This is a genomic window from Frankia sp. BMG5.60 (assembly GCF_059428125.1).
Window position 1 is genome coordinate 5439809 of sequence record NZ_CM182091.1, and the last position, 24293, is coordinate 5464101.

Below are 24293 nucleotides of genomic sequence, written 5' to 3' on the forward strand. Positions count from 1 at the left end.
CTCCTCTGCTACCTCTGCCGCTGCAACGTGCGGCACGCCGGCCGCTGCTGGGCCTGGCAGGTGAGCTCGGCAAGGCGGGCGCGGGCCTCCGCCAGCTCCCGCCGCAGCTCGGCGTTGTCGCAGGCGCAGGGGGCGGATTCGGCGGTGGGGAGCCAGGTGGGCCAGGGACGGGCGGCGCGCTGCTCGGGCGGTACTCCGAGGATGTCGGCGAGGATGCGTTGGGTGGCGCGGTCGGGGGTGACGCCCCGATGTTCCCAGCGCCAGACTTTCTGTCGTTCGGCGGCCATGCCGATGCCCTGGGTACGGGCGCGGGCGGCGATGAGGCGGGCGAGCTGCTGGTAGCTCCAGCCGCGGGTGGCCCGGATCTGGGCCAGGGGGTGGCGGTTGGGGTCGGGAGTAGATGGGTGAGTCGGGCCGGAGATGGTCACGCGGTCACCACCACGACGGCTCCGAGGGCGGTGAGGTGGGCGAGGATGGCGGTGCGGACGCTGGCAGCGGGCGAGAGATGGTCGGCGGTGGGGACGAGCACGCGGGCGCTGTCGTATTCCTTCAGGCTGCGAATGAGGATGTCGAGGCCGGGGCGCAGGAGGCTGCCGGGAATGATGCGGCGGTCGACGTAGATTTCGACGATGGCGAGGGCGTGGTCTTTGGCGTAGGCCATGAGCTGGTCATGGAACTGCTCGATCTCGGCTTCATCGGTGTGTTGGACGGCGATGTAGCCGAACGCGGCTGTCCGGGCAGTTGTCATGTGGTTCCCCATCCCGCGCGGTAGTTTTGTGGCGTTTTGGGCCCGATGCCACGGCATTGCCTCTGTCCCGCGCATGGGGAAAGCTTGGGACGGGTCGAATGGCCCCGGAACGGACGTGGCGCCATATGATGGGGTTACTGTGCGTAGCTACCATGACGGAACGTCCAGGATTTGGCGGTGGCCACGGGAATGGAGAGCTGGGCGCTGGGCGCTGGGAGCGCGGGTGGCGCAGGTCCGGCGGCGGCGGTCGCTGACGCAGGCGGAGTTGGCGGAAGCGGCTGGCGTATCGGTGGATTTAGTCTGCAAACTGGAGGCAGGCTCCAAAGATGGGGTACGGCTGAGTTCGCTGCACGCTTTGGCTCGGGCCTTGGCGGTGCCGACGGCCACGTTCCTGGAGGCGCGGGAGGGTCCGGTCATGGAGGCGGGAGACCTGGCGGTGCTGCCGCTGCGGCGGATGTTGGTGCCGGGTCCGGCGGTGAGCCGGGCGGAGGGGCCGAGTCTGCTGCTTGCGTCGCTACGGGGGCGGGTGCTGGCGGTGACGCGGGCCTACCACCAGGCGCGGTACCTGGAGGCGGTGCAGGCGCTGCCGGAGCTGGTCTCGGATCTCACTGCGGCGGCCGGGATGTACGCGAACGAGGAGCAGGCGACCGCCCGGCAGTATCTGGCCCAGGCTTTGATGATGACGGCCTCGGTGTTGATGCAGCTTCGGCACGAGGACTTGGCCTGCGAGGCGGTGCGGCAGGCGACTCAGGCGGCGGAGTCCGCGGGCGACCCGGTGCTGGCGGCGAGCGCGGTGGACCGCTACCGCTGGGCGTTCATCCGGCAGGGCCGATTCGGGGATGCGGAAGACATCTGCGTGCGGGCGGCGGAAGCGATTGAGCCGTCGATCGCCTCGGCGTCGCCCACGCACCTGGCGGTCTGGGGGCGGCTGCTGAAGGGGGCATCAGCGGCGGCGGCGCGTAACAACCGCCCGGCCCGGGCCAAGGAGCTGCTGTCGATTGCCCGGGCCTCGGCGGTCCGGGTGGCGGATGAGCGCCTGGACTTCGCACGGTACTGGGCGGCTTTCAGTCCGGTGAGCGTGGACGCGATGGCTGTGGAGAACGCTATGACGGCGGGCGACGCACCCCAGGCGCTTCGACTGGCCCAAGGGGTAGCGCGGGACGAGAACCTGCCGCTGGCGACCTGGACCCGGCATGTGCTGGCCGTAGCGGAGGCCCGGACGGCGACCCGGGACTACCCGGGGGCGATCCGGGCGGTACAGGACATCCGCCAGCTGACGCCGGAGTGGCTGAAGCACCAGAAGCTGGCCCACCACATCCTCACGGACCTGCTGGACGCGACGAGTGTGCGGCGGGCGAAGCAATCGGGGCTGGCGGAGCTGGCGAGGTTTGTCGGGGTGGAGCCGTAGGTAGGGCTACGGTCTCGTGCCGAGTGGCACTTCTAGGATCGGCACCTGTGTCCATCGATGATGCTTCAGTGTCCGCCGCGGTGGTGACCGGTGCGGGTCATGGGATCGGCTTGGCGACGGCGCAGGCGCTCGCCGCCGACGGCTACAAGATCGTGGCGGTCGACAAGGACCGTGGCGCGTTGGCGAAGGCGGATCTTCCTGCGGGCTCGCTTCTTGTGGAGCACGACCTCGCCGATGTGGACTCCGACGTCCTCGCGACGCTCCCCGAAGATCTTCGTGTCGGGGTGCTGGTGAACAACGTCGGGGTCATGGACGGCCGGTCGTTTCTGGAACTGCCGGTGGCCGACGCCGCCAGAGTGCTGCAGACGAACATCGTCGGGTCGTGGGCGGTGACCCGCGCTGTGGTGGATCACATGCTGGCCCGGGGTGTGCGCGGGTCGATCGTGTTCAATTTGTCGTTGCACGCGTCTCGGGTGAGGATGTGTCCGGACTATTCGATGAGCAAGGCGGCGCTCGCGATGTTCATGCAGGAGCTGGCGGTGGAGCTCGGTCCGGCCGGGATCCGGGTGAATGCGGTGTCGCCGGGGGCGATCGACACGGGCCAGGTTCCGACCGAGGAGGCGCAGGGTCACCGGGAGCGCAGCGCGGCGCTGGTAGCGCTGGGTCGGGTGGGTGAGCCGGAGGACGTCGCGAAGGTCATCGCCTGGTTGTGTTCCGAGCAGGCCGGTTATGTGACCGGGACGGACGTTCGGGTCGATGGCGGGTTGTTCCACTACAACTGGCTGCATCACCTGTATGGCAGCGCGGCGGCCGAACGGGACCGCACCCGGTAGAGGTGGAGGTGGCGGCTCACCGTCGCCGGGCGAGCAGTGGCGCCGTCCAGGCGGCCACGCTGGCCTCTGTCCCTTCCGGCCAGGTGACTCGACCGTGGGGATCCGCGCCGAGGGTCCAGATGTCGGCGGCGGCGAGCCAGTGCCGGACGCGGCGGCCTTCGGCCCGCTCGAACAGCACTGTCTTGCGGGCATTGGCGAGTTCGAGATCGCCGTGGGCGGCGGCGGCGAACACCCCGATGGCAACCGGGCCGATGGCGTCGTCCAGGTAGCCCCCGGCGGTGAAGGTGTCGGTGGCGGCGCCAAGGAGCTCGTCAACGGTCACCAGCGGAGCCTGGCCGATGAGGGCCGCGGCGCGGGACATCTGACACTGCGCGATGCCGGGAGGCAGGCCGAGGTCGCGGTTGAGCTGCTCGGTCTCGTCGATCTCGGCGAGGACGAGCGTGGGATTGCTCCAGCACTGGGCGAGGGCCAGGTGGCGCCGGGCGGGCGCGAGCAGCAGCGGTGAGTCCTGTTCCTCGGCGGTCTGCCGGGTGAGGGCGAAGTGGTGGGCGGCGCGGTCGAACTGGCCGGCGCACCACCAGATGTGGCCGAGGAGTTCATGGAGGCGGTAGCGCAGCTCCCCGTCGCGGAGGTCCGGGTCGAAGCGCTGCGCGAGGGCGAGTGCGGCCACGTTGTCGCCGTCGCGTGATCGGGAGTGGGCCAGGGCGATGAGGGCTTCGTGGGCGAGGCGGTCGTCGTGCCCGGTGGCGAGGGTCTGGAAGGTCGCGGCGGCGTCCCCGCCGCCTCGAAGGTCGTAGGTCTCGCCGAGGTAGTACAGGGCCAGGCGGCGCAGGTTGTTCTCGATCGGTTCCGGCGAGTCGGTGCTGAACGGTGCGAGAAGGTCGATGGTGCGCTGGAGGTCGCCGATCTGGCGTTCCATCATCCCGTCGAGCAGGGTGAGCAGGCTGCGGCCGGGCTCGGTGAGCAGTGCCTCGGGTTGGTCGCGGCCGGCGTCGATGGTGGCCCAGACACCGCGGAGCTGGACCTGCATGATGATGTACGCCAGCTCGGGGATGCTGGTCCCGAGCGTGCTGTACAGCCCGACGAGCTGCCAGAAGGCCAGGGCCTGCGTCCGGCGGTCCTGCCAGAGCGCGGACTCGGGATCGTTGAACAGCGCGGACCAGTAGGCGACCAGGCGGCTGGCGACGGCGGCCCATTCCTCGGCGGACCACGGGCTGGCGGTGAAGGAGTCCTGTAGTCGGACGGAGGCCTGCAACAGCTCGTGGATGGAGAAGATGTCGTCCTCGCGGTGCAGGACGAAGCTGCGGTCGAGGAAGTGTTCGACCGCGGAGGAACGGAGCTCGGGTAGCGCGACGCGCAGCGTGCGCCGGTCGAAGACGCGCAGCAACGCGGCGGCGCGCAGCAGATCGGACTGCGGATCGTCGAGGTCCTCCATCAGGCGCATCACGATCTGTGAAGCTGCCCCGGTTTCGTTCACAGGTAGGGCTTTGAACGGCTATGCGGCTTCATGGTACTCGTAGAAGCGGGTTTCGTGTTCGTGGGGGCTGAGATATCCGTTGGTGGAGTGGCGGCGTCGCCGGTTGTAGAAGCCTTCGATGAAGTCGAAGATGGCGGTCCGGGCCCGGTCGTGGGTGGCGAAGCTGGTGCGGTCAAGAAGTTCACATTCGAGGGTGGCGAAGAATGACTCGGTGACTGCATTGGTGTGTCCTGAAGGGAGCTGGATGAGGTTCTGAGATGGAAGGAGGAGCACTCAACAGCAACCATGCTGTTGCAGAGATGAAGGTAGGCCCTTCGGCATCGGCATGCAGGTGCTGGTGTCAAACCGCCACGAGTTGCTGTGGTGAATGAGCCATGGTGATGAACGTCCGTGGAAAAGCCGTCGTGAGAGGCGGCAGGTATGAGCCAAGAAGGCGAACGAGAGTGAACCATCGATGACGTGTCGTTAAGCCAGGTGGTATCAAAACCAGGGCCTTAATGCTGTCCTGGGATAAGCCAGAGGGAAACCTGTCTACTGCTCTGGCGGTGCCCGGCATGAAGATGGCGCGAGCTTGGCTTGGGCTCTGCAACGGAACAGGAGAACTCCTCGGCACGACATGGGCCCCGCGGATTGGGGCGGGAACCCACCGGGAGACCGGCAAGCGGCTAATCCGCGAGCCAAAGAGTACCGGGTGCGGGCCAGGAGGGCGGAACGTCCCGTAGTAGTGATGATGCACCTGTAATGGGCGCGGAGCGAAGGGGGCGTGCCGTCGAGTGTCGTCCAGCGATCAACCAGTAACGGGAGGAATTGCGTGGACGAGACAAGACCAGCGGGCAAGTCGTTTGATATTCCGAAGATGCTGATATGGGAAGCATACCTGAAGGTCAGCGGCAACAAGGGTGCGGCAGGGGTCGACGGGCAGTCTCTAGCGGAATTTGAACAGGATCGTCGGAACAACTTGTTCAAGCTCTGGAACAGGATGTCGTCGGGGAGTTATTTCCCGGAGCCGGTGAAGGCCGTCTCCATCCCGAAGCCAGATGGTGGCACGCGGATTCTCGGCGTGCCCACTATCGCCGACCGAATAGCGCAGACAGCCGTGGCCATGATCCTGGAGCCGAACGTGGATCCAGTGTTCCACGCCGATTCCTACGGTTATCGTCCAGGGAAGTCTGCGCTGGACGCGGTGGAGGTGTGCAAGCAGCGGTGCTGGAGGCGTCCCTGGGTGGTCGACCTGGACATCCAAGGATTCTTCGACAACGTTCCGCACGCGCAGATCATCGCCGCAGTGGGTCACGTCCGGTGGCGTGGTGTACGGAGGGTGACTCCGCGTGATCCTTGGTTTAGTTTATGCGGTGAGTGTTTCTGGTGTCACGCTGATCTCGGGTGTGTCGGCCGGCGTGTTCCCCGCGTCGGCTTTCCCGAGGATTTCCAGGCCGAAATAGCGGTGGGTTTCGATCCACTCGTCGTGTTGCTCGGCCAGGACGGCGCCGACGAGTCGTATGATGGCCCCACGGTCGGGGAAGATACCGACGACGTCGGTCCGCCGGCGGATCTCCTTGTTCAGTCGTTCCTGCGGGTTCGACGACCAGATCTGCCGCCAGATCTCCCGCGGGTAGCCGGTGAACGCGAGCAGGTCCGCTTTCGCCTCTTCCAGATGTGCGGCGGCGCGCGGTAGTTTCTCGGTGAGGGCGTCGACGACCCGGTCGAACTGCACGGCCACCTCGTTCGCGTCCGCCTGATCAAAGATTGTCCGGACCAATGTTGCGACCCACGGCTGCGACGACTTCGGTGTGAACGTCAACAAGTCGCGCAGGTAATGCGTCCGGCATCTTTGCCAGGAGGCGCCCGGCAGCGTCGACCCGATCGCCGCGACCAGGCCCCGGTGGGCGTCCGAGGTCACCAGGCGGACCCCGGACAGGCCGCGGGCGACCAGGCCGCGGAAGAACGCCAGCCAGCCGGCCCCGTCCTCGCTGGACACGACGTCGAGGCCGAGGATCTCCCGGTGCCCGTCGCCGTTGACCCCGACCGCGAGCAGGCAGTGGACGTTCACGACCCGGCCGTCCTCGCGGACCTTCATCGTCAACGCATCCGCCTGCACGAACCGGTACGGCCCGGCGTCCAGCGGCCTCGAGCGGAACGCCTCGACCTGGCCGTCGAGATGCTTCGCCAACTCCGACACCTGCGACTTCGAGATATGCGCGACCCCGAGCTGTTCCACGAGCTTGTCGACTCTTCTCGTGGAAACCCCGAGCAGATAGGACGTCGCGACCACCGAGATCAACGCCTGTTCCGCCCGCCGCCGGCGTGTCAGCAGCCATTCCGGGAAGTACGAACCGGACCGCAGCTTCGGAATTGCTAGATCAATCGTCCCGGCGCGCGTGTCCCACTCCCGCATCCGGTACCCATTCCGACGATTCGTCCGATCCGGTGATATCTCCCCGTACTCCGCACCACAGATCCCATCTGCCTCAGCGCCCATCAACGCCTCCGCAAACGCCTTCACCATCGAACCCAACAGATCCGGACTCGCCGCCACCAGTTCCTTGCCCAGCCCGTCGGCGTCGGTCACAGTCGGACGCACGGCCATCGCGTTTCCTCCTCATCGAGTTGCCTTCGCATGTTTCTCGAGAGGATCACGCGGTGGCCGTCCCACGTCACGGACCGCCACTCCGGCGAGTCGTCAGACGATCACAACCCGTACACCACGTCTGTGGACTCAACTCCGCAGTGGAGAAGCACACGAATCTGGCATGGGTTGTGCTGTACGTGAAACGGTGGCTGGTCGCACCGGTTCAGCACCCGGACGGAAGCCGTGTCACTCCCATCAAGGGAACTCCACAAGGTTCGGCGATCTCACCGTTGTTGTCGAATCTCTTCCTACACTACGCTTTGGACTCCTGGCTTGCCAGGAGGTTTCCAGTGGTGCGGTTCGAGAGATACTGCGACGACATCATCCTACACTGTTACAGTCAGCGGCAGGCGAAGTACATTCGCGACGTCGTTGAGAAACGGTTGCTGGAGTTCGGGTTACGCTGTCACCCGGACAAGACTCGGATCGTCTACTGCAAGCAGGACGGACGCGGCGAAGAACACCCGGTAACGAGCTTCACGTTCCTGGGTTTCGACTTTCGTCGTGCGCCCATCCGGCGGCGTGACGGTGTGCTGATGTGCGGGTTCGTCCCGCTAGTCGGCAGGGCGGCGCGGAAGTCGATGGCACGGGTCATCCGGCAATGGAAGCTGGGTCGCAGGACCAGTCTGGGTTTCCGGGGTCTCGCCGCGATGGTCAATCCCATCGTGGCCGGGTGGATCGGCTACTACGGACGCTTCTACAAGTCCAGGCTGATGCACTTCCTAAGCCAGCGGATCAATCCCTTCCTTGTGAAGTGGGCGATGCGGAAATACAAACGATTGCGCCGCGCCAAAGGGAAAGCCCGTCGGAAACTGGCCGAGATAGCATCGGCTTTCCCGGCGATGTTTGCTCACTGGAAGCACGGCGCGATGCCTACTGGTTCGACGGTGGGAGCCCGGTGACGGGAGACTGTCACGCCGGGTTCTGAGAAGGTGTTTGAGATCTCCGGCTGGTAGCTGGCTGTGATGTTCGGGGTGTGCAATGGGTGTGCACTCACCGGGAAGGGGCCTGACCGGGTCGTTGGGCGGGTGACGGTCAGGGGATGCCGCGACGTCACCGTCACCGCTATCCGTCTGATCTGAGCGATACCCAGTGGGCGTTGGTCGAGCCGCTGCTGCCGCCGGCGGCGTCGATCGGCCGCCGCGAGAAGCACGACCGTCGCGATCTCGTCGACGCCATCCTGTACGTCGTGCGCAACGGCTGTGCGTGGCGGGCGCTGCCGTCGGACTATCCGCCGTGGCAGACGGTCTACTACTACTTCGCCCGCTGGCACGATCTGGGTGTGACCGAACGTGTCCACGACGCCCTGCGGGATCAGGCTCGCCGGCAGGACGGACGTGACCCGGAACCGACGGCGGGGATCATCGACTCCCAGTCGGTGAAGGGCGCCGACACCGTTCCCGCGGTCTCCCGCGGCTACGACGCGGGCAAGAAAATCAACGGCCGTAAGCGGTTTGTCGTCGTGGACACTTTGGGTCTGCTGCTGGCCGTGCTGGTCGTGCCCGCGAGCACGCACGACACCGTCGGCGGCCGGCGGCTTCTCCTCGACACCTATTTCGCCGGCCGGCGGTTACGGCTGGTGTTCGCCGACGGCGGGTTCGCCGGCACGTTCGTCGACTGGGCCGCCCGCATCCTGACTCTGACCGTGCAGGTCGTACGCAAGCCGGCCGGACAGAAGGGCTTCGCCGTCCTGCCACGGCGCTGGGTCGTGGAACGCACTCTCTCCTGGATCACCGCGCATCGCCGGCACGCCCGCGACTACGAACGCCGCCCCGACCACGCCGAATCCCTCATCCGCTGGGCCATGATCAGCACCATGGTCCGTCGCATCGACCGGCGCACCCCCGCCCACCGGCCCGGTCCCCGACCGCTACAGAGAATCATCTAACCGACGATCTCAAACACCTTCTGAGAGCAGCGGCGGGTGAAATTCCCGCCGCTGACTCACCTCGTAGCAGTCGCCGGCGGTTCCGACGGAGCGCCGGACCTGGTGCCGCTCGCAGATCCTGGCGAACTCTCGAGAAACGTATTGACCGCCCTGGTCGGAGTGGTGAATGACGCCGGGGGCGGGACGGCGGTGTCGGAGTGCCATGGTGAGCGCGTCGGCGACGAGCGGGGTTTTCTGCTCGTCTGCCATGGACCAGCCGACGATCCTGCGGGAGTACAGGTCGAGGACGACCGCGAGGTAGAGCCAGCCCTGCCCGGTCGGGATGTAGGTGACGTCGGCGGTCCAGACCCGGTTCGGGGCCGGGGCGGTGAAGTCACGTCCGACCAGATCAGGCGGCAGATGGGCGGCCCGGTCGCGGCGGGTCAGGCTGACCCGCCGGCGGCGGTGGACCCCTTGCAGGCCAGCCTGTCTCATCAGCCGGGCGACCCGCTTACGGCTGGTCCGCACGCCGGCGGCGGCCAGGTCGGCGTGGACCCGTGGGGCGCCGTAGGTCGCCCGGGACGCCGCATGCACCGCGGTGATCTTTGTGGTCAGGGTCTGATCCTCGGCGGAGCGGGCGGACAGGCCGCCGCGGCGACGCCAGGCGTAGTAGCCCTCGCGTGACACACCGAGCACGCGGGCCAGGACGGAGACTGCATGGTGTGTTTTCTCCGCGTCGATCAGAGCGAACGTCATCTCTGATCGGTCTCCGTCGCGAAGAAAATTGTTGCCTTGCGGAGGATGTCACGTTCCTCGCGGAGCTGCCGGTTCTCCTTCCGGAGCCGTTTCAACTCCTCACGCTCGGCGGCACTCAGCCCGTCGGCCCGTGCGCCTTCCTCCTGTTCGGCCTGGCGTACCCAGTTACGGATTGACGGCCCCGACGGGCCGTATTCCTTGGCCAGCGCCTCGGGTGAGCGGCCAGCCCGGACAAGTTCCACCATCTGCCGGCGGAACTCCTCCGTGTACGGCGGTTGTGATCTCGACACCTGCACTCCTCCCTGGGACCGGCGGTCTCAGATGATCAGTGCATCAGTCCTGGTAGAAAGGTGATCCACTGATTGGAGGGCTGAGTGCGCGGCGTCGAGTTGACCTTGGAGGAGCGGGAGTCGATCTCCAGGGGCTTGGCTGAGAAACTGTCACACCGGATGATCGCGGTGCGGCTGGACCGGAACCAGTCGGTGATCAGCCGTGAGGTCTCGCGCAACGGTGGCAATGCCGGGTACCGCGCCGCGGACGCGCAGAAGCGCGCCGACGGGCAGCGTCGGCGTCCGAAGGCGTTCAAGCTGGAGACGCACGTCCGGCTGCACGACGTGGTGGCCGAGCGGCTGGCGGCTGACTTCTCGCCGGAGCAGGTGTCGAATCGGCTGAGGAAGGACTTCCCGGACGACCCGGAGATGCGCGTGTCGCACGAGACGATCTACCAGACGCTTTTTGTCCAGGCGCGCGGCGAGCTGAACACGCAGCTGAAGCTCGCGCTGCGGTCGGGCCGAGCGGAGCGCCGGCCGCGGGGGTCGACCCGGCTGAAGCAGGCCAGGATCGCCGGCATGGTCGGCATCTCCGAGCGCCCGGCCGAGGTCTCCGACCGTGCGGTGCCCGGGCACTGGGAAGGCGACCTGATCATCGGAAAGGGCGGGAAGAGCCAGATCGTCACGCTGGTTGAACGCCAGACGCGTTTCGTCATGCTCGCCCGTGTGCCGTACGACCGATATGCCGACCGGGTCGCGCTCATCCTCTCCCAGAAAGTCCGGACGCTACCCGAGGAACTTTTCCGGTCGCTCACCTGGGACCAGGGCACAGAGATGGCCGACCACGCCCGTTTCACCGTCGCCACCGGCGTTCCGGTCTACTTCTGCGACCCGCATTCTCCGTGGCAACGAGGGAGCAACGAGAACACCAACGGACTGCTCCGCCAGTACTTTCCGAAAGGCACTGATCTGTCGGAGCACACACAGGCGGAGCTCGACCGCGTAGCCGACCTCCTCAACCGGCGGCCGCGTCAGACATTGGAGTGGGAAACGCCCGCCGAAAGGCTGGATCAGCTGCTACTATCGCATAGCGGTTGATGCACTGACGAGTTGAGATCGCCACCATTATCCCAAAGAGCCCAGGTGTGAACAGAAACGGGTCAACTTCAGGCCAGCGGCCCGGTCTTCAGACAGGCCCACACCGACTCCACCGGGTTGATCTCGGGAGCGTAGGCGGGAAGCCAGTGCACGCTCAGCCAGTCGGCGTGGTCGTCGATGAACTGCTGGGTGCGTCGGGCGTGATGGCCGGGCAGGTTGTCCCACACCACCACGATCTTCCCGTCGAGCTGGTGGTGGGCTGCGGTCAGGAACCGGATGAAGTCGGCGGGGGTGAAACCCTTCTGCTCGCCGCGGTGTCCGCGGTGGACCAGGAGCCGGTAGAACAGGCGGGGTCGGCGGCCAGGGCGCAGACAGAGCATGCCGGCGATGGACACCCGTGGGGACCGCCGTGCGGACACGGTCACGACCGGGGTGTGGCCGCGGCGGGCCCAGGTCCGTGCCTTCGGGAGTCTCAGGGCCTGGCCGGCCTCGTCGACGAAGCAGATCCAGCCGCCGGTCCCCGCGGTTTTTTACCTGCGTCCATCCCTCCTGCCGCCAGGTCGCCACCGCCGCCTCGTCACGTTCGGCCGCCCGGTGCGCGGGACGCTGGGCGGTGTAGCCCATGCGGTGCAGCAGTTTCGCGACACCGGTCAGCGTGTAGGACTGCCCGAACAGCCGGTTGATCAGGATGGCGACCCGGTTCAGGGTCCAGCGCTGGTCGCCGGTCCAGCCGTGGGCACCCGGGCCCCGGTCGAGTTCGGCGGCCAGCCGGTCACGTTGCCGGTCATCGAGGCGGCAGTGGGAGGCCGGCCCGGTCGAGCGCAACGCGCAGGGCCCACGGTCCGCCAGGTCTGGTGCCAGGCGTAGGCGGACTTCTTCGACACCCGCAGCCGGACAGCGACCCGCGGTGGAGACAGACCATCGGTGAACATCGCCGCGGCCTGCAGGCGGATCTGTTCACGGCGGGCACGGTCCGCATCCGTCAGGCCGCCGCCGTCGGGGTACCTCATGTGCCGGGTGCTACCCGCGGGATTCCATCATCACCCCACGCATTCAACGTCAGTAAGTGGCCGGGGTGTGGTCTGCTGCTGCGAGATCAGGTCGCAGCCCTGAATCGAGCACGATCCTGGTAGCGAGAGACACCTCGAAGTTGAGGTTTACCCGGCGCCTGGCGTCCAGGGCGGCGTCGACTGCGAGGTGCCGGCGCTTCCGGCATCTCGCTGCCCAAGCGGAACAGGGCATGCCGGCTACGGCGGAGAGCAGCGACCGACGGGGCGACAACCACGCATGGCGGACGACACCGGCAACGACGTCACCGGCGCCGCGACCAGCGCGTCGACAGGCGATGCCGAGGACAGGCTGCCCACGAGACGTCGACGGCAGCCTGCTATGCGCCCGGTCATCGATAGGATCGAGACCGTCCCGATGACCCCCGAAGAATATCAACAAGCAGTCGACGCACTCGCCGACCTCATTGTCGCCTGGGAAAAAGCCGGCTCACCGAATAAAATACCGCGGCAAGATATTTGGGGCTCGCCGCCGCCCTTGTAAAGGACCTACTCTCCGGATCTGGCGCTTACACGGCAGAAATAGCTATTCGTGAGCGACATCAAGGCACCGTATCCCCTTGACTTCCGCCCTTTCTGACCTAGATTCGCCAGTATCAGCGGTTGGATCGTTTCCGGTGCGCCCTGCACTTTTTGATCTTCTTTCTCGGGGGTGTCGGCAGGGTTTTCGGGGTGTGGGTAGGGTGAGGGCCCGGCTGTCGTGCCGGGTGGGCGCCGGGTCCACGGCCCGGAGGGTGGTTGTGTCTGCTGTCGGGGCTGGTCAGACGGTCGCCGGGCAGGGCGCGGAGCCGTGCGAGCGCGAGGGACAGGTACTGGTCGCGGCCGGGTGGCAGGCGCAGGGTCAGGGTGCCGGCGTGGCGGGTGAGCCGGCCGGGAATGGCGATCAGCTGGTAGCGGAGGCGGTCACCGTGGGCGCGTCCGGCGTGCTGGTCCAGCCCGGTCAGGGACTGCAGCATCGTCGACAGCCAGCCGGCGAGGATCGCCGCCCACATCCAGACCGTGTTGACCGTCGGGTCGGCGGAGGGCAGGTGGCGCAGGCCGGCACCGAGCTTGACATCCTTGATCTGGGTTTCGATGTCGGCGCGGCCGCGGAACCAGCACTCGAGGGCGACGATGCCGTCGGGTTCGTCGGCGGGAATGTTCGTGACAAGGAAACTGACGGCCCAGACATGGTCGGTGACACCGTCCAACGCGAGGGTGAGCCGGCCTTGCGGGATGGTCCGCCGCCGCCGAGAGCGGGGGTCGGTCGAGATCTCGGCGGCGGGGACCTTCACCCGGCGGATGATCGTGTAGATGCCGGGTGGCCAGCCGGCCGGGGCGTAGCCGACGGCGGTGACCTGGGCTGCGTGCATGTCCCGGGCGTCGGCCCAGCCGGTTTCGGGCACTGCGGCGTAGGCCCGCCACAGCGCGGCGTTACGCGGGGCGGCGATCGCGAAGTCCGCGCCGGCCGCGACCGCGGCGTGGGCGAGGTCACCGGTGAAGAACCCCGAGTCCGCACGGACCAGCGGCGGCGCGCTGAGGGCGGCGGGCAAGTTCGCCAATGCCCGGGCCAGCAGGCCAGCGCACCGCGGCCGGACGTCCTGGTCCCCGGCGAGCAGGTCCGCGGCCAGTTGTCGCGGCGACAAACCAGGCAGTTCGACCGGGTACGAACGAGGGAGCGATGACGACCGTGACGGCTGGTTCGGCACCAGGTGATGGCACGCACCTCCGCGAGGGCATCGGCTGGGCGCCACCCGACGGCGGCCACTGGAGCGGCCAGCCCAGCGCGACAGCCTAGTAGGACTTTGTTAGGTGACTCCGAGGAGTTGTGGCGATTTGCCCTGTGACGGGTCGTAGGGGCGGTGGCAGGTGCGGCAGGCGCCGGTCCAGACGTTGAGCAGGGTCTGGAGGCTACGGAGGACTCCGTAGAGGGTCAGGCCGGCGCAGGGGCTTTTGGGGTGCGGCGTAGCTGGGTGCACAGGGCTTGGGCGACGGAGACGAGGGTGACGTGGCGGTGCCAGCCGAGGAAGGAACGTCCTTCGTGGTGGTCGAGGCCGAGGCCGTCCTTGAGTTCGCGGTAGTCGTGTTCGATCCGCCAGCGGATCTTCGCGAGGCGTACCAGTTGGCGCAGGGGGATGTCGGCGGGCAGGGTCGAGAGCCAGTAGTCGGTGGGTTCGGTCTTGCCGGGGGGCCATTCGGCCAGCAGCCAGCATTCGGGCAGGCTGCGGTCGTCGGCGCGGGTGACCGACCGGCCGGCGGGGCGGACCCGCAGGGCCAGGAACCGCGACCGCATCGCCGCGGTCGGGTTGTTCGCGCTGTGGTGGGTGCCGTGCCGCCAGGTCACGGTGCGCAGCGCGGCCCGGCCGGCGGCCAGGGCGAGGTCCTTCAGGGTGGACGGCGGGTCCGGGTAGGCCGGGACCGGGCGGCGTCCGGTCCCGGAGTACGGCGGGGTCACCGGTGCGGCCGAGGCCAGGTGCGCGGTGGCGGTGGGGGTCACCCCGAGCACGTAGACCAGGTGCCGGTCGGTCAGGGCTTGGCGGAACTGCGCGGCGTCGCCGTACCCGGCATCAGCGACGACCGGCCGGGCGGGCACGCCCCAGCCGGCCAACTCGTCGAGCATGTCCAACGCCAGGCGCCACTTCTCTCGGTGCCGGACGTCGGCGGGGATCCCGGCCCGGGTCCGGCGAGCGCGGACCGCCGCGGCCTCGGTCGGATCATCGCAGCATGTGTCGTCCCAGCTGGCCGGCAGGAACAGTCGCCAGTCCAGCGCCGCCGACGCCCAGTCGGTGACCGCGTGCACGGACACCCCGATCTGGCAGTTCCCGACCTTGCCCAACGTCCCGGAGTACATCCGGGCCACTCCGGGCGAGGCGGGCCCGTCCTTCGGGAAACCGGTGTCGTCGACGACCAGCGCCTGCGGGGCCACGAAGTCCACCGCCCAGCCCGCCAGCCGGGCACGGACCTCACCATGCTCCCAGGTCGAGTTCCGCAGGAACTGCTGCAACCCCTGATGATCCACCCCGAGGCGCTCGGCCATCGGGACCAGGCTCTTGCGCTTCCCGTCCAGCATCAGCCCACGCAGATACGCCTCGCCCTTGGCCCGCTGGTCCTTACGCGGCAGGTCCGCGAACATCCGGGCCGCGAACTCCTCCACGACCGGACGCACCTGCTCCATCTCCTCCGGCGTCACAGCAGGCAGCGAACCAGGCGAAGATCCCAACAGCCAAACCAGACGATCAAAGACCTAACAAAGTCCTACTAGCTCCAGCGACCGGCACTGTCGGCTTGAACAGGACACAAACGTGGCGGAGTCGTAGCGGCGAGTGGCCTTGATCGCCCGCGTGATACCGTGTCAGTCCGGAGCAATAACTGCACCGAGGTCAACTTCACCTCTCATACAGTTTTCCTGGGTTAGGGGCGGGCGATGGGTAAGCCGAAGGCGGTTGTGCTGCTCAGCGGTGGTCTGGACTCGACGACGGTGCTAGCGATCGCGCGCAGCGAAGGGTTCGAGCCATATGCGTTGAGCTTTCGCTACGGCCAGCGGCACACCGTCGAACTCGAGGCCGCCGCGCGGGTCGCCAAGGTGCTCGGCGCCGCCCGTCACGTCATCGCCAACATCGACCTGCGGGTGTTCGGCGGGTCGGCCCTCACTGACAACAAGATCGCGGTGCCACACCACACCAACGCGGAAGACCTCGGACCGGAGATCCCGGTGACGTACGTGCCCGCCCGCAACACGATCTTCCTGTCGTTCGCGCTTGCCTGGGCGGAGACGCTTGGCGCCACGGACGTCTTCATCGGCGTGAACGCCCTGGACTACAGCGGCTACCCGGACTGTCGGCCCGAGTTCATTGAGGCCTACGAGCGCATGGCCGACCTCGCCACCAAGGCGGGCGTCGAGGGGACCCAGCACCTCAAGATCCACACCCCGCTGGTGGCGATGACGAAGGCACAGACGATTGCCCGCGGGCTGGATCTTGGCGTGGACTACAGCCTGACTCACAGTTGCTACGACCCGGTCGGCGGGCGGGCGTGCGGGACCTGCGACTCATGCCTACTCCGTATCCGGGGCTTTGCGGAACTCGGGATGACAGATCCGGCCATGGCAGCGGCCTGATCGTGTACCGGGTTAAGGAGATCTTCTACACGCTTCAGGGCGAGGGCGGTCATACCGGCTGGCCGGCGGTATTCTGCCGGTTCACCAATTGCAACCTGTGGACCGGTCGCGAAGCCGACCGTCACCGGGCTGTGTGCACATTCTGTGACACGGACTTTGTAGGTACGGACGGCCCTGGCGGCGGCCGTTTTCATTCCGCAGCCGAACTCGCCAGCGCGGTCGCGAAGACCTGGCAGGGCGCGGACCATCCGCGGACGCGTCGTTATGTGGTATGCACGGGTGGGGAGCCACTGCTCCAACTTGACGACGACGCCGTGGCGGCGCTGCACGCCGAGGGATTCGAAGTGGCCGTCGAAACGAACGGCACACTGCCCGCGCCGGCAGGCATCGACTGGGTATGCGTGAGCCCCAAGGCCGGCACCAACCTTGCCATCACCTCAGGGGACGACTTGAAGCTGGTGTTCCCCCAGCCCGGCGCCATGCCCGCACGCTTCGAGCACCTGGCCTTCACCCGGCTGCTGTTGCAGCCTATGGACGGTCCGGACCGCGACGCGAACACGGCAGCAGCGGTGACGTACTGCCTGGCGCACCCGCAGTGGCAGCTTAGTCTGCAGACACACAAGTACCTGGGAATCCCGTGATGGAGATCTTTCGCGAGTTCACGTTCGAGGCCGCGCATCGATTGCCGAACGTGCCGGCAGGGCACAAGTGCGCCCGGCTGCACGGTCATTCGTATCGGCTTGAGGTCCACATCTCCGGCGAGGTCGATCCGACTCTGGGTTGGGTGATGGATTTCGGTGATCTCAAGGCCGTCGTCAACCCGTTGATCGTCCAGCTTGATCACTATTACCTCAACGAGATTCCTGGTCTGGAGAACCCGACCAGCGAGAATCTCGCCCGCTGGGCGTGGGACCGACTGGCCGACACCCTGCCGCTCTCCGAAATCGTCGTCCGGGAGACGTGCACCTCCGGCTGCGTGTACCGAGGTGAGCGGTGACCCGACTCGCGTGGGATCGCGCGATGACCAGTGCAAGGAAAGGCCCGCTGCATCTGGTCGTCACGTGTACGAACCGCAAACGGCACACCATCCCCGCCAACCTCCGACTGCGGACGATCATTCAGCAGCGACCCGAGGTCAGGTTCGCGGTCTGGACCGCACGTCTCGACTCACGCGTCACCGGCCGCTGCCCGGCGATCGATCTCTATGCCGGTGAGCACTGGCAGGTCGCCCGCGCGCTGGCCGATGCGGCGAAGGGCAGAACGGTGCGGTTGTGGGTCGCGTCGGCCGGCTACGGACTGATCCCTGCCGATGCTGCAATCCACGCCTACAGCGCCACCTTCGCCGGTTCGGCGCCTGACTCCGTCGGCACGACGGCGAGGGAGGTGTCTGACTGGTGGCAGCGCCTGAGCGCCTGGCCAGGGCCGGCACCGGACCAGCCACGCAGTTTCGCTACCTTGGCCGACTGCGACCGTGAGGCCACTGTCATCGCTGTGCTATCGGAGGCGTACCAACGGGCCTGTGGTGAGGACATCCTCGCCGCAGCCAAGATCCTCGGCCCCGACGCGCTGTCGGTCATCGGGCCGCCGAACACCGATCCACAGCTCGGCGACCTCGTCGTGCCCGTCACCGCGTTGATGCGGCACGCCGTCGGAGGCAGCCTGCAGGCGCTCAACGTCCGCGTCGCCAGGCATCTGCTCGACCATGGCTCCGGTACCGACCGCACAGCGCTGCGACGGGCCCTGGCCACGGCCATGCCGATCGACCCGCCGGCGCCCCGGCCCGCCGGCAAGCGGATGTCCGACGCTGAGGTCATCGCATTCATTCACGGCAACGCGCATGCCAGTGCCACACAACTGTTGCGGCAGCTGCGAGGTGCTGGTCAATCCTGCGAGCAGCACCGCTTCGCGAACCTGCACCGTGAGGTCTGCGAGGCGCACCGGTCATGACAGCGCCCGTGACCGAACTGCGGCGGCGGGCACTACGTATCGATCAAGCCGAAGGGCACCCGCTGTATCTGTTCACGCTGGCCGCGGCAGAGGTTCTCGATGTTGCCGAGGTGTCGCGTGTCAGCCGCGACGAGGCCAGCCAACTGATCGGCTATCAGCGGCCTGAGGTCCGCGGTCACGTCCATGACATCATCGACTACCTCAACAGGGGTTCCGTGATCTTCCCGAACGCGATCATTCTCGCATTGTCCTCCCGAGCGAGTTTCGTCGGCAGTCGCGGCCCGAACACCAGTGACGGGCTCGCGACCGCCGGCACCCTGATCCTGCCACTGGCCGCGCCAGGTGAGCCCAAGCCGGCATGGATCGTCGACGGGCAGCAGCGCGCGCTTGCGTTGTCCCGCGCCGCGCGCAGCGACTTCCCGGTGCCAGTCACCGCGTTCGTGGCCGACACCGTCGGGCTGCAACGGGATCAGTTCGTCCGGGTAAACAACACCCGGCCGCTGCCGCTTAGCCTCGTCACCGAACTGCTGCCCGCCGTGGACGCGCCGGTGCCGCAGCGACTGAGCGTGCGTAAGGCTCCGTCGGTGGTCTGCGACCGGCTCAACACGGACGACCAGTCGCCCTTCCATCGGCTCATCAAGCGTGCTTCCGGACGGCCCAGGGGCGACCGGACGGCGATCATCGCGGACAACAGCATCGTTTCGATGATCCAAAAGAGCCTCGCCAGCGGTGGCTGCCTGTATTCATTCCGAAACCTAACCACCAACCAAATCGACGTTGACGGTATTCATCAGGCGCTGTGCGTCTACTGGAGCGCCGTGCGCGACGTCTTCCCAGACGCCTGGGGCAGACCCTCCACCGAGAGCCGGCTAATGCACGGCGCCGGAATCCGCGCGATGGGTCACCTAATGGATCGAATTCTCGTCATCGTGGATCCCCGTGGTCGCGACGCGCCCGCCGAGATCCGTCGGCAGTTGGGCCTCATCGCACCATACTGTCGCTGGACTTCCGGCACCTGGGACCAGATCAACCTGGCCTGGGACGCGGTGGAGAACGTGCCCGGTCAGATCCAGACCCTATCGAACTATCTCGTCCGCGTCCACGTCGAGGTGCGGGCAGCGCAGGCATGAAGTTCTTCTTTCCAGACAGCCAGGACCAGATCGATCCTGGCTTTGATTTCCTCACCGAGTACCGGGACCCGCTGCGCGTCCGGCAACGGGATGATCTCTATGCCCATGAGGCGCTGGACCCACCGCCCTTCCATGGTCTGCTGGTCTCAAAGTCGATCGTGGACGGGTACTCGGACGGCAGCGCAGGCAAATACACCGGAGTTCAGCGTCGGCGGCTCTACCGGGAAGGCGCGCGCCGGTTCTTCCGCCTCGACCACGCTCACGGGTCGCTACCGATCATCGGCGACTGCGGAGCGTTCTCCTACGTCAAGGAGACATATCCGCCCTACAGCGTCGATGAAGTGATCGACTTCTACGACGGGTGCGGCTTCGACTTCGGCATCTCGGTCGACCACGTCATCTTCCAGTACGAGCCACAGGCCAGCCGTGATGACGAACGAGCCACCGAATGGGCCCGCCGCCAGGACATCACCCTCAGCCTGGCCGACGACTTCTGGCAGCGGTGCCAGAGCCGGAGGGTCGACTTCGTGCCTTTTGGCGTTGCCCAAGGGTGGAGCCCCCAGTCCTACGCAGATGCGGTTGTCGTCCTGCAGCGCATTGGCTACCGGCGGATCGCAATGGGCGGCATGGTGCCCCTGAAGACACGCGAGATCCTCGAGTGTTTGCGTGCCGTGGATGACGTTCGACGGCCCGATACTCAACTGCATATGCTTGGCATTACCCGGCTCGATGACATCCTCACGTTCGCCAGCCACGGCGTCACAAGTTTCGACAGTACCTCGCCGTTCCGCCAGTCTTTCAAAGACGACCGCAACAATTATTACACTCCGGATGGCGCCTATATCGCCCTGCGGGTGCCGCAGGTCGAAGGCAACGTGAAATTGCGCAAGCGCATTGCTTCCGGTGAAGTCGATCAGCGGACGGCGATATCCCTAGAGCGGGCGGCCCTGCGCCTGCTGGGCGACTATGAAGAAGGGGTCGCCACTCTCGATCACGCCCTGGCGGCGCTACGAGACTACGGTCGAGTCTGGGACGGCAAGGTCGACCGCAGTGACGCCTACCGCCGGACGCTACTGGAAATGCCCTGGCGCGACTGCGACTGCGCGCTGTGCAAGGAACTGGGTATCGAAATAATCATATTTCGCGGCAGTGAACGCAATAAGAGACGCGGCTTCCACAATTTGCATGTATTCAGGGGCCGACTGCGCAGCCAACTCGGAGAGGACCTCACGTGACGCAGAAGCCCGTGCACCAGTTGGAGATCAGCACCCTACTGCGCCTGCCCGCGCTGGAAATTCAGCAAGGTCCGGACCGCCGCGTCTATACCTTTGCCATCGACGGAAAGCACCTCGACCACATCGCGACCGTTTCCCGGGTGCGCCGAGACGAGACCGCGACGCTGCACGGTTACCAACGCCCGGAGAGCCAGGCCCACGTCGGCGCGATCCGCCGGTATCTCGATACGGACGCGAGCCCGATGCTGCCCAACGCGATCGTGGTAGCGTTCGATGAACGAGTCGAGTTTCATCCAGACGAGGTCGCCGGTGACCGCCCGGCATTCGTGCGGACCGGAACGATCATCATCCCGGTTGTGTACGGCGATGAGGCAACCAAGCCCGGGTTCATCGTCGACGGCCAGCAGCGCACCGCCGCCATCCGCGACTCCAGGCTCGACGAGTTCCCGGTCTGCGTCACCGCGTTCATCGCCGGGACACAGGCCGACCAGCGATCCCAGTTCATCCTCGTCAATGCGACGAAGCCGCTGCCCAAGGGGCTGATCCACGAACTCCTCCCCGAGGCGTCCGGCGCGCTGCCGGCGAAACTCATGGGCCGGCAGATCCCTGCGACGCTCGTCGAGCGGCTGAATTTCTCGAAGACGTCACCGCTGTACCGGATGATCCAGATGCCAACTAATCCGGACGGGATAATCAAGGATAATTCAATCCTGCGGATGCTGGAGAACAGTCTGAGCAACGGGGCGCTCTATCCCTACCGTGGCGACTCCGGAGGGCCGAACTACGGCTACATGATCTCGATCCTAGACAACTTCTGGGGCGCGGTGGCCGAGGTCTTCCCGAATGCCTGGAACAAACCACCGCGTAGGTCGCGGCTCATGCACGGCGTCGGCATCCTCGGTATGGGCGCGCTCATGGACGAAATCGCGCACGCCGTCGGTGACACGGACGAGATCGTCAGCGAGGCGGAGTTCGCCGCCCCGCTGAAGTCGATCGCCGAGGACTGCGCCTGGACCGAGGGGACCTGGCACTTCGCCGACGGCCCGCGTCCCTGGAACGGCGTCGAGAACACGTCCCGCGACATCGCACGCCTGCAGGATTACCTCATCGCCCGCTACGAGGCGGCGGCCGGCCGCCGTCCCCGATAGGACGGCGGCGACCAACCACCGGTCAAGAATCGCGCTGCGACAGCCAGGCGTTCAGCGCCGCGGTCGCGGCGCGCAGGAGGGACGCGGACCCGCTGCCATCAGCTTCCCTGATGATCGCCGCAGCGTCGGCGTTCACGCGAATGAAGCCGGTGGCGGCATGCTTGGCGCACCGGGTGGCCAGGACTATGACGTCCGCATGGTGCGCCTGCTGCTTCAACTGCGATGATCCGACCTTGGCATGGGCGGTCGTGATGCTGGCCCCCGGCGCGATCCGGGCGAGAACCGTCTCGGCACGGTCGAGCGCCGCCTCATCGAGCGAGTAGAGCAGGACCTTCGCGACGACACCGACGAGTGTCTGGCCGGGTGCCGCCTGATCGTCGACCGCCGGCTCGGCCCAGGCGAGACCCGTGCCGAGTTCGCCATCGAGCTGTCGCGCGAGTTGAAACTGGTCGCCCTCAAGGCGGGTGGCATGGGCTGCCAGCGGCCGGAGCAGCCGGAGCGCCAGACGCAGCCGCGCCTCCGTGTCCGGGTGGGGCATCCTCGCCAGCAGATCAGCGAGGTCCAGCACGACGACGGCCCGGTCGGTGCTCACCCACCGGTCGGCCTCGTCACACAGATCGTCCAGGAGCCGGCAATAAGTCAACCGGTCCGGGCCGGATCGGAGCACGATCTCGGTGAGCGCAACAATGCCGGAAAGATCCGCTGGGCTGAACCGGTTTTGTAGGAGCGCCACCTGGAGGAACTCGGAGGCAGTGTGTGCGGCGGGCGTACCGAAGTCATCGGCGTCAAGGAAGGCGCCGAGCAGTTGCCAGATCCGCTCGCACTCGGCGTCGTTGAGGCCGGTGATGGCGTCCGCGAGATCCTGGTCGACGACGTGCGGGCTTGGCCAGTACCGCCACGTTTCCTGGCTGAGCACCGTGTCCGCCGCATGGCTGCCAGTAGCCTTCGCGTGCGCCAACTCGACCCACGATGTGGGAAGCTGGCCATTGCCGTCGGCCGGCGGAGCGACTGACGGTGATTCACCGCCCGTCCCCAGAGTGACCGGCGTCTGATCGGTGTCGGGCTGCCGGGGCGCGGGCACCGTTGCAGACCGTCGCTGCTCGACCCACGCGAGCAGGTCCGTGTGACGGTCGAGGCGGGCGCGTAGGTCCGTGTCGAGCAACGCGGCCAGCGCATGCTGGTCGTCACGGAGGTCGGCCGCGAGAAGGACCACCCACAATGCGTCCGCGCTCAACTCCGTAAGCCCGACGCACAGGTCGGCCGGCACCGCGCCGCCCGTATCCAGAAGGCCAGTGCGGGCCGTCTCATGATCGTCGCGGTCGAGCGCGTCGGCGACGACCCGTCGGTAGAGGGCGGCAAGGATCGCGTCGCGAATCGGCAAGGGTGGGTCGGTCGCGGCGACGTCGGTGAGCGCCGGCAACCGTAGCAGTTCGGCGTCCCGGCCCAGCCGCGCGAGCCGCTTGATGCGCAAATTGTTCAGGTTGGCGCCGCTCAGGCCACCCGCTTCGGCAAGCTGCTCGAGCACGGCGGCCGAGGCGGCGCTGTCGCCGGCGGCGAGCGCGACCTCGAACTCGCCAAGCAACCGCCCGATCGGTTTCGGGACATGCCAGGCACGGGCCGGCCGGTGCGCAACGGTTCGCTGCATCTGGGCCAGTGCGCGCCAGGCAGGGCCCTCGATGTTCGGCGTCGGGCTGAGCAGTCTGAACGTCGTGTCGGGTCCGACGAAGTCGGCGATGGCGCGCTCGACCGGGTCATGGCGGTCGAGATGAACGGGCAGGCCGTCAAAGTAGGAGTAGGTTGGGCCGACGAAAGCGGTCAGCAGTTCGGCGGTCAGCGCCGCGTGCGCCTGGTCCCAGGCGATTACGTAGGCCATCCGACGATCTGGCCGGTCCGGCGCACGCCGCGGTAGGACGACGGGGACATCGGACGGCTCGCGGACGAGCCGCAGGAACGGCGCGAGCCACTTGCCAAATTCGGTGGTCTGATCCTCGATGAGCGGCACGTCGTTTCCCGGCCCGAAGAACGCGGCCAGGAACGACTCAATCTGCTCGGAGGTGGGTGCTGTGATCACTGTGCCGTCCACTGCCGGGCGGAGAAGTCCATCCGAGCGGCCGCAGCGGCACCAAGATCGGTTCGGTAGGTGACTGCCTCGTCGTTCACGCGTAAGCCGCGGATCGTGAAGTTCATGGATCCCGTCAGCATCCAGTCCAGTCCGCAGAGCGTCTTCTCGTGCACGTTCTCGACCAGGATCACGCAGCCATGTGCCTCGTCGGCAAGCCGCTTGAATTGGCTGAGGAACGCTTGGTTGTGATCATCGGGCCGAGTCGCCACCTTCACCATCGCGCCTGTTCTGGTCAACTGGGCGAGCACGTGGGAGAGCGGGTACACCCGGGCTGTCGGTTCAAGGAAGAGCGCGTCGAAATCACCCCGGGTGTTGTCGAGGACGGGGACGTCGCTGATCCACGGCGAGACAAGCCACAGTTCGGGGCTCGGAGCCAGCAACTCGGCTGCGAGTACGGCTGTGAGGAGCGACTCGACCGTGATGCCGGTGGTTCCGGACGTCCGGATGGTCCGTTCAGCCATCG

The 24293-nt window shown here is 66.9% G+C and carries 26 protein-coding genes and 2 pseudogenes; 14 read left to right on the forward strand and 14 right to left on the reverse strand.

What is annotated here, in order from left to right; translation table 11 throughout:
* Positions 1-8: 8 nt before the first annotated feature.
* Positions 9-428, reverse strand: a complete 420-nt coding sequence (locus AC5R91_RS22305) for a helix-turn-helix domain-containing protein (protein ID WP_495393269.1) — start codon at positions 426-428, stop codon at positions 9-11.
* Positions 425-748, reverse strand: a complete 324-nt coding sequence (locus tag AC5R91_RS22310; protein ID WP_495393270.1) for a recombinase family protein — start codon at positions 746-748, stop codon at positions 425-427. Before AC5R91_RS22310 ends, AC5R91_RS22305 begins: the two co-directional genes overlap by 4 nt.
* A gap of 223 nt (positions 749-971) precedes the next feature.
* Between AC5R91_RS22310 and AC5R91_RS22315 the strand changes: the two genes are divergently transcribed.
* Positions 972-2156 carry a helix-turn-helix domain-containing protein gene (locus AC5R91_RS22315; protein WP_495393271.1) on the forward strand — a complete coding sequence of 395 codons (1185 nt, stop codon included), beginning with the start codon at positions 972-974 and terminating at the stop codon, positions 2154-2156.
* Positions 2157-2239: 83 nt separating this feature from the next.
* Positions 2240-2989 carry an SDR family NAD(P)-dependent oxidoreductase gene (locus AC5R91_RS22320; protein ID WP_495398031.1) on the forward strand — a complete coding sequence of 250 codons (750 nt, stop codon included), beginning with the start codon at positions 2240-2242 and terminating at the stop codon, positions 2987-2989.
* 16 nt (positions 2990-3005) lie between these two features.
* Here AC5R91_RS22320 and AC5R91_RS22325 read toward each other — a convergent pair whose 3' ends face one another.
* Together AC5R91_RS22325 and AC5R91_RS22330 are read right to left on the reverse strand one after the other, a co-directional pair.
* On the reverse strand, positions 3006-4433 hold the full coding sequence (locus AC5R91_RS22325) for a tetratricopeptide repeat protein (RefSeq protein ID WP_495393272.1): 1428 nt from the start codon (positions 4431-4433) through the stop codon (positions 3006-3008).
* Between the two features lie 51 nt (positions 4434-4484).
* Complete coding sequence (locus tag AC5R91_RS22330) at positions 4485-4739, reverse strand: IS3 family transposase (protein WP_495393273.1); 255 nt, start codon at positions 4737-4739, stop codon at positions 4485-4487.
* A 706-nt stretch (positions 4740-5445) separates the two neighbouring features.
* Here AC5R91_RS22330 and AC5R91_RS22335 point away from each other — a divergent pair.
* Positions 5446-5739, forward strand: a pseudogene (locus AC5R91_RS22335) (reverse transcriptase domain-containing protein); the annotation flags it as partial.
* A gap of 72 nt (positions 5740-5811) precedes the next feature.
* Here the strand turns inward: AC5R91_RS22335 and AC5R91_RS22340 are convergent.
* Positions 5812-7053, reverse strand: a complete 1242-nt coding sequence (locus AC5R91_RS22340) for an IS256 family transposase (RefSeq protein ID WP_495393274.1) — start codon at positions 7051-7053, stop codon at positions 5812-5814.
* Between the two features lie 179 nt (positions 7054-7232).
* Here AC5R91_RS22340 and AC5R91_RS22345 point away from each other — a divergent pair, with 179 nt between their 5' ends.
* Positions 7233-7997 (forward strand): reverse transcriptase domain-containing protein, encoded by a 765-nt coding sequence (locus AC5R91_RS22345; protein ID WP_495398032.1) that lies wholly within the window; start codon positions 7233-7235, stop codon positions 7995-7997.
* Between the two features lie 140 nt (positions 7998-8137).
* Positions 8138-8983: an IS5 family transposase gene (locus tag AC5R91_RS22350; RefSeq protein ID WP_495392703.1), complete on the forward strand. Its 846-nt coding sequence runs from the start codon at positions 8138-8140 to the stop codon at positions 8981-8983.
* A gap of 9 nt (positions 8984-8992) precedes the next feature.
* Here the strand turns inward: AC5R91_RS22350 and AC5R91_RS22355 are convergent, their stop codons facing one another.
* Both AC5R91_RS22355 and AC5R91_RS22360 read right to left on the reverse strand, forming a co-directional pair.
* Positions 8993-9718 carry an IS3 family transposase gene (locus AC5R91_RS22355; RefSeq protein ID WP_495393275.1) on the reverse strand — a complete coding sequence of 242 codons (726 nt, stop codon included), beginning with the start codon at positions 9716-9718 and terminating at the stop codon, positions 8993-8995.
* Complete coding sequence (locus tag AC5R91_RS22360; protein ID WP_495393276.1) at positions 9715-10008, reverse strand: transposase; 294 nt, start codon at positions 10006-10008, stop codon at positions 9715-9717. The genes AC5R91_RS22355 and AC5R91_RS22360 overlap by 4 nt, the downstream gene beginning before the upstream one ends.
* Before the next feature lie 84 nt (positions 10009-10092).
* Here AC5R91_RS22360 and AC5R91_RS22365 point away from each other — a divergent pair, with 84 nt between their 5' ends.
* Positions 10093-11085 carry an IS30 family transposase gene (locus AC5R91_RS22365; protein ID WP_495393277.1) on the forward strand — a complete coding sequence of 331 codons (993 nt, stop codon included), beginning with the start codon at positions 10093-10095 and terminating at the stop codon, positions 11083-11085.
* Positions 11086-11153: 68 nt separating this feature from the next.
* Here the strand turns inward: AC5R91_RS22365 and AC5R91_RS22370 are convergent, their stop codons facing one another.
* The 3 genes and pseudogenes from AC5R91_RS22370 to AC5R91_RS22380 form a co-directional block, all read right to left on the reverse strand.
* Positions 11154-11591 (reverse strand): IS630 family transposase, encoded by a 438-nt coding sequence (locus AC5R91_RS22370; protein ID WP_495398033.1) that lies wholly within the window; start codon positions 11589-11591, stop codon positions 11154-11156.
* A 100-nt stretch (positions 11592-11691) separates the two neighbouring features.
* A pseudogene (locus AC5R91_RS22375) lies at positions 11692-11853 on the reverse strand (helix-turn-helix domain-containing protein); the annotation flags it as partial.
* Positions 11787-12095, reverse strand: a complete 309-nt coding sequence (locus AC5R91_RS22380) for a helix-turn-helix domain-containing protein (RefSeq protein WP_495393278.1) — start codon at positions 12093-12095, stop codon at positions 11787-11789. The pseudogene AC5R91_RS22375 and the gene AC5R91_RS22380, both read right to left, overlap by 67 nt.
* A 277-nt stretch (positions 12096-12372) precedes the next feature.
* On the opposite strand from AC5R91_RS22380, the gene AC5R91_RS22385 reads away from it, so the two are divergent.
* Positions 12373-12636, forward strand: coding sequence for a hypothetical protein (locus AC5R91_RS22385; protein WP_495393279.1), 264 nt, complete (start codon positions 12373-12375; stop codon positions 12634-12636).
* Positions 12637-12748: 112 nt separating this feature from the next.
* Here the strand turns inward: AC5R91_RS22385 and AC5R91_RS22390 are convergent, their stop codons facing one another.
* Both AC5R91_RS22390 and AC5R91_RS22395 read right to left on the reverse strand, forming a co-directional pair.
* The gene (locus AC5R91_RS22390) at positions 12749-13777 is read right to left on the reverse strand and encodes a transposase (protein ID WP_495393280.1); all 1029 of its coding nucleotides are present in this window, start codon (positions 13775-13777) and stop codon (positions 12749-12751) included.
* 287 nt (positions 13778-14064) lie between these two features.
* Positions 14065-15321: an IS701 family transposase gene (locus AC5R91_RS22395; protein ID WP_495392234.1), complete on the reverse strand. Its 1257-nt coding sequence runs from the start codon at positions 15319-15321 to the stop codon at positions 14065-14067.
* Positions 15322-15555: 234 nt separating this feature from the next.
* Between AC5R91_RS22395 and queC the strand changes: the two genes are divergently transcribed.
* From queC to dbpB (AC5R91_RS22430), 7 genes are read left to right on the forward strand one after another with little or no spacing between them, the layout of a single operon-like run.
* Positions 15556-16248, forward strand: coding sequence for a 7-cyano-7-deazaguanine synthase QueC (gene queC / locus AC5R91_RS22400; protein ID WP_495393281.1), 693 nt, complete (start codon positions 15556-15558; stop codon positions 16246-16248).
* Positions 16249-16250: 2 nt separating this feature from the next.
* Positions 16251-16889 carry a 7-carboxy-7-deazaguanine synthase gene (gene queE, locus AC5R91_RS22405; RefSeq protein WP_495393282.1) on the forward strand — a complete coding sequence of 213 codons (639 nt, stop codon included), beginning with the start codon at positions 16251-16253 and terminating at the stop codon, positions 16887-16889.
* Positions 16889-17245: a 6-carboxytetrahydropterin synthase QueD gene (gene queD, locus AC5R91_RS22410; protein WP_495393283.1), complete on the forward strand. Its 357-nt coding sequence runs from the start codon at positions 16889-16891 to the stop codon at positions 17243-17245. Before queE ends, queD begins: the two co-directional genes overlap by 1 nt.
* Entirely contained in the window at positions 17242-18195 is a 954-nt protein-coding gene (locus AC5R91_RS22415; protein ID WP_495393284.1) for a hypothetical protein, read from the forward strand. The genes queD and AC5R91_RS22415 overlap by 4 nt, the downstream gene beginning before the upstream one ends.
* 8 nt (positions 18196-18203) lie before the next feature.
* A complete protein-coding gene (dbpB, locus tag AC5R91_RS22420) occupies positions 18204-19325 on the forward strand; it encodes a DGQHR domain-containing protein DpdB (RefSeq protein WP_495393285.1) in 1122 nt (373 codons plus the stop codon).
* Positions 19322-20560: a tRNA-guanine transglycosylase DpdA gene (gene dpdA, locus AC5R91_RS22425; RefSeq protein ID WP_495393286.1), complete on the forward strand. Its 1239-nt coding sequence runs from the start codon at positions 19322-19324 to the stop codon at positions 20558-20560. Before dbpB (AC5R91_RS22420) ends, dpdA begins: the two co-directional genes overlap by 4 nt.
* Positions 20557-21708: a DGQHR domain-containing protein DpdB gene (gene dbpB / locus AC5R91_RS22430; protein WP_495393287.1), complete on the forward strand. Its 1152-nt coding sequence runs from the start codon at positions 20557-20559 to the stop codon at positions 21706-21708. Before dpdA ends, dbpB (AC5R91_RS22430) begins: the two co-directional genes overlap by 4 nt.
* Before the next feature lie 22 nt (positions 21709-21730).
* On the opposite strand, the gene AC5R91_RS22435 is transcribed toward dbpB (AC5R91_RS22430), so the two are convergent.
* A complete protein-coding gene (locus AC5R91_RS22435) occupies positions 21731-23779 on the reverse strand; it encodes a hypothetical protein (protein WP_495393288.1) in 2049 nt (682 codons plus the stop codon).
* Positions 23776-24291 carry a phospholipase D-like domain-containing protein DpdK gene (dpdK, locus tag AC5R91_RS22440; protein ID WP_495393289.1) on the reverse strand — a complete coding sequence of 172 codons (516 nt, stop codon included), beginning with the start codon at positions 24289-24291 and terminating at the stop codon, positions 23776-23778. The genes AC5R91_RS22435 and dpdK overlap by 4 nt, the downstream gene beginning before the upstream one ends.
* Between the last annotated feature and the right edge of the window lie 2 nt (positions 24292-24293).

Excerpts from the sequence above, each read along its gene's own strand:
- AC5R91_RS22350 (WP_495392703.1), top strand. The coding sequence starts at position 8,138 with ATGCCGCGACGTCACCGTCACCGCTATCCGTCTGATCTGAGCGATACC.
- AC5R91_RS22325 (WP_495393272.1), bottom strand. The coding sequence starts at position 4,433 with ATGCGCCTGATGGAGGACCTCGACGATCCGCAGTCCGATCTGCTGCGC.
- AC5R91_RS22380 (WP_495393278.1), bottom strand. The coding sequence starts at position 12,095 with ATGAGGTACCCCGACGGCGGCGGCCTGACGGATGCGGACCGTGCCCGC.
- AC5R91_RS22310 (WP_495393270.1), bottom strand. The coding sequence starts at position 748 with ATGACAACTGCCCGGACAGCCGCGTTCGGCTACATCGCCGTCCAACAC.
- AC5R91_RS22385 (WP_495393279.1), top strand. The coding sequence starts at position 12,373 with ATGGCGGACGACACCGGCAACGACGTCACCGGCGCCGCGACCAGCGCG.
- queD (WP_495393283.1), top strand. The coding sequence starts at position 16,889 with ATGGAGATCTTTCGCGAGTTCACGTTCGAGGCCGCGCATCGATTGCCG.
- AC5R91_RS22355 (WP_495393275.1), bottom strand. The coding sequence starts at position 9,718 with ATGACGTTCGCTCTGATCGACGCGGAGAAAACACACCATGCAGTCTCC.
- dpdA (WP_495393286.1), top strand. The coding sequence starts at position 19,322 with ATGAAGTTCTTCTTTCCAGACAGCCAGGACCAGATCGATCCTGGCTTT.
- AC5R91_RS22340 (WP_495393274.1), bottom strand. The coding sequence starts at position 7,053 with ATGGCCGTGCGTCCGACTGTGACCGACGCCGACGGGCTGGGCAAGGAA.
- queC (WP_495393281.1), top strand. The coding sequence starts at position 15,556 with ATGGGTAAGCCGAAGGCGGTTGTGCTGCTCAGCGGTGGTCTGGACTCG.
- dpdK (WP_495393289.1), bottom strand. The coding sequence starts at position 24,291 with ATGGCTGAACGGACCATCCGGACGTCCGGAACCACCGGCATCACGGTC.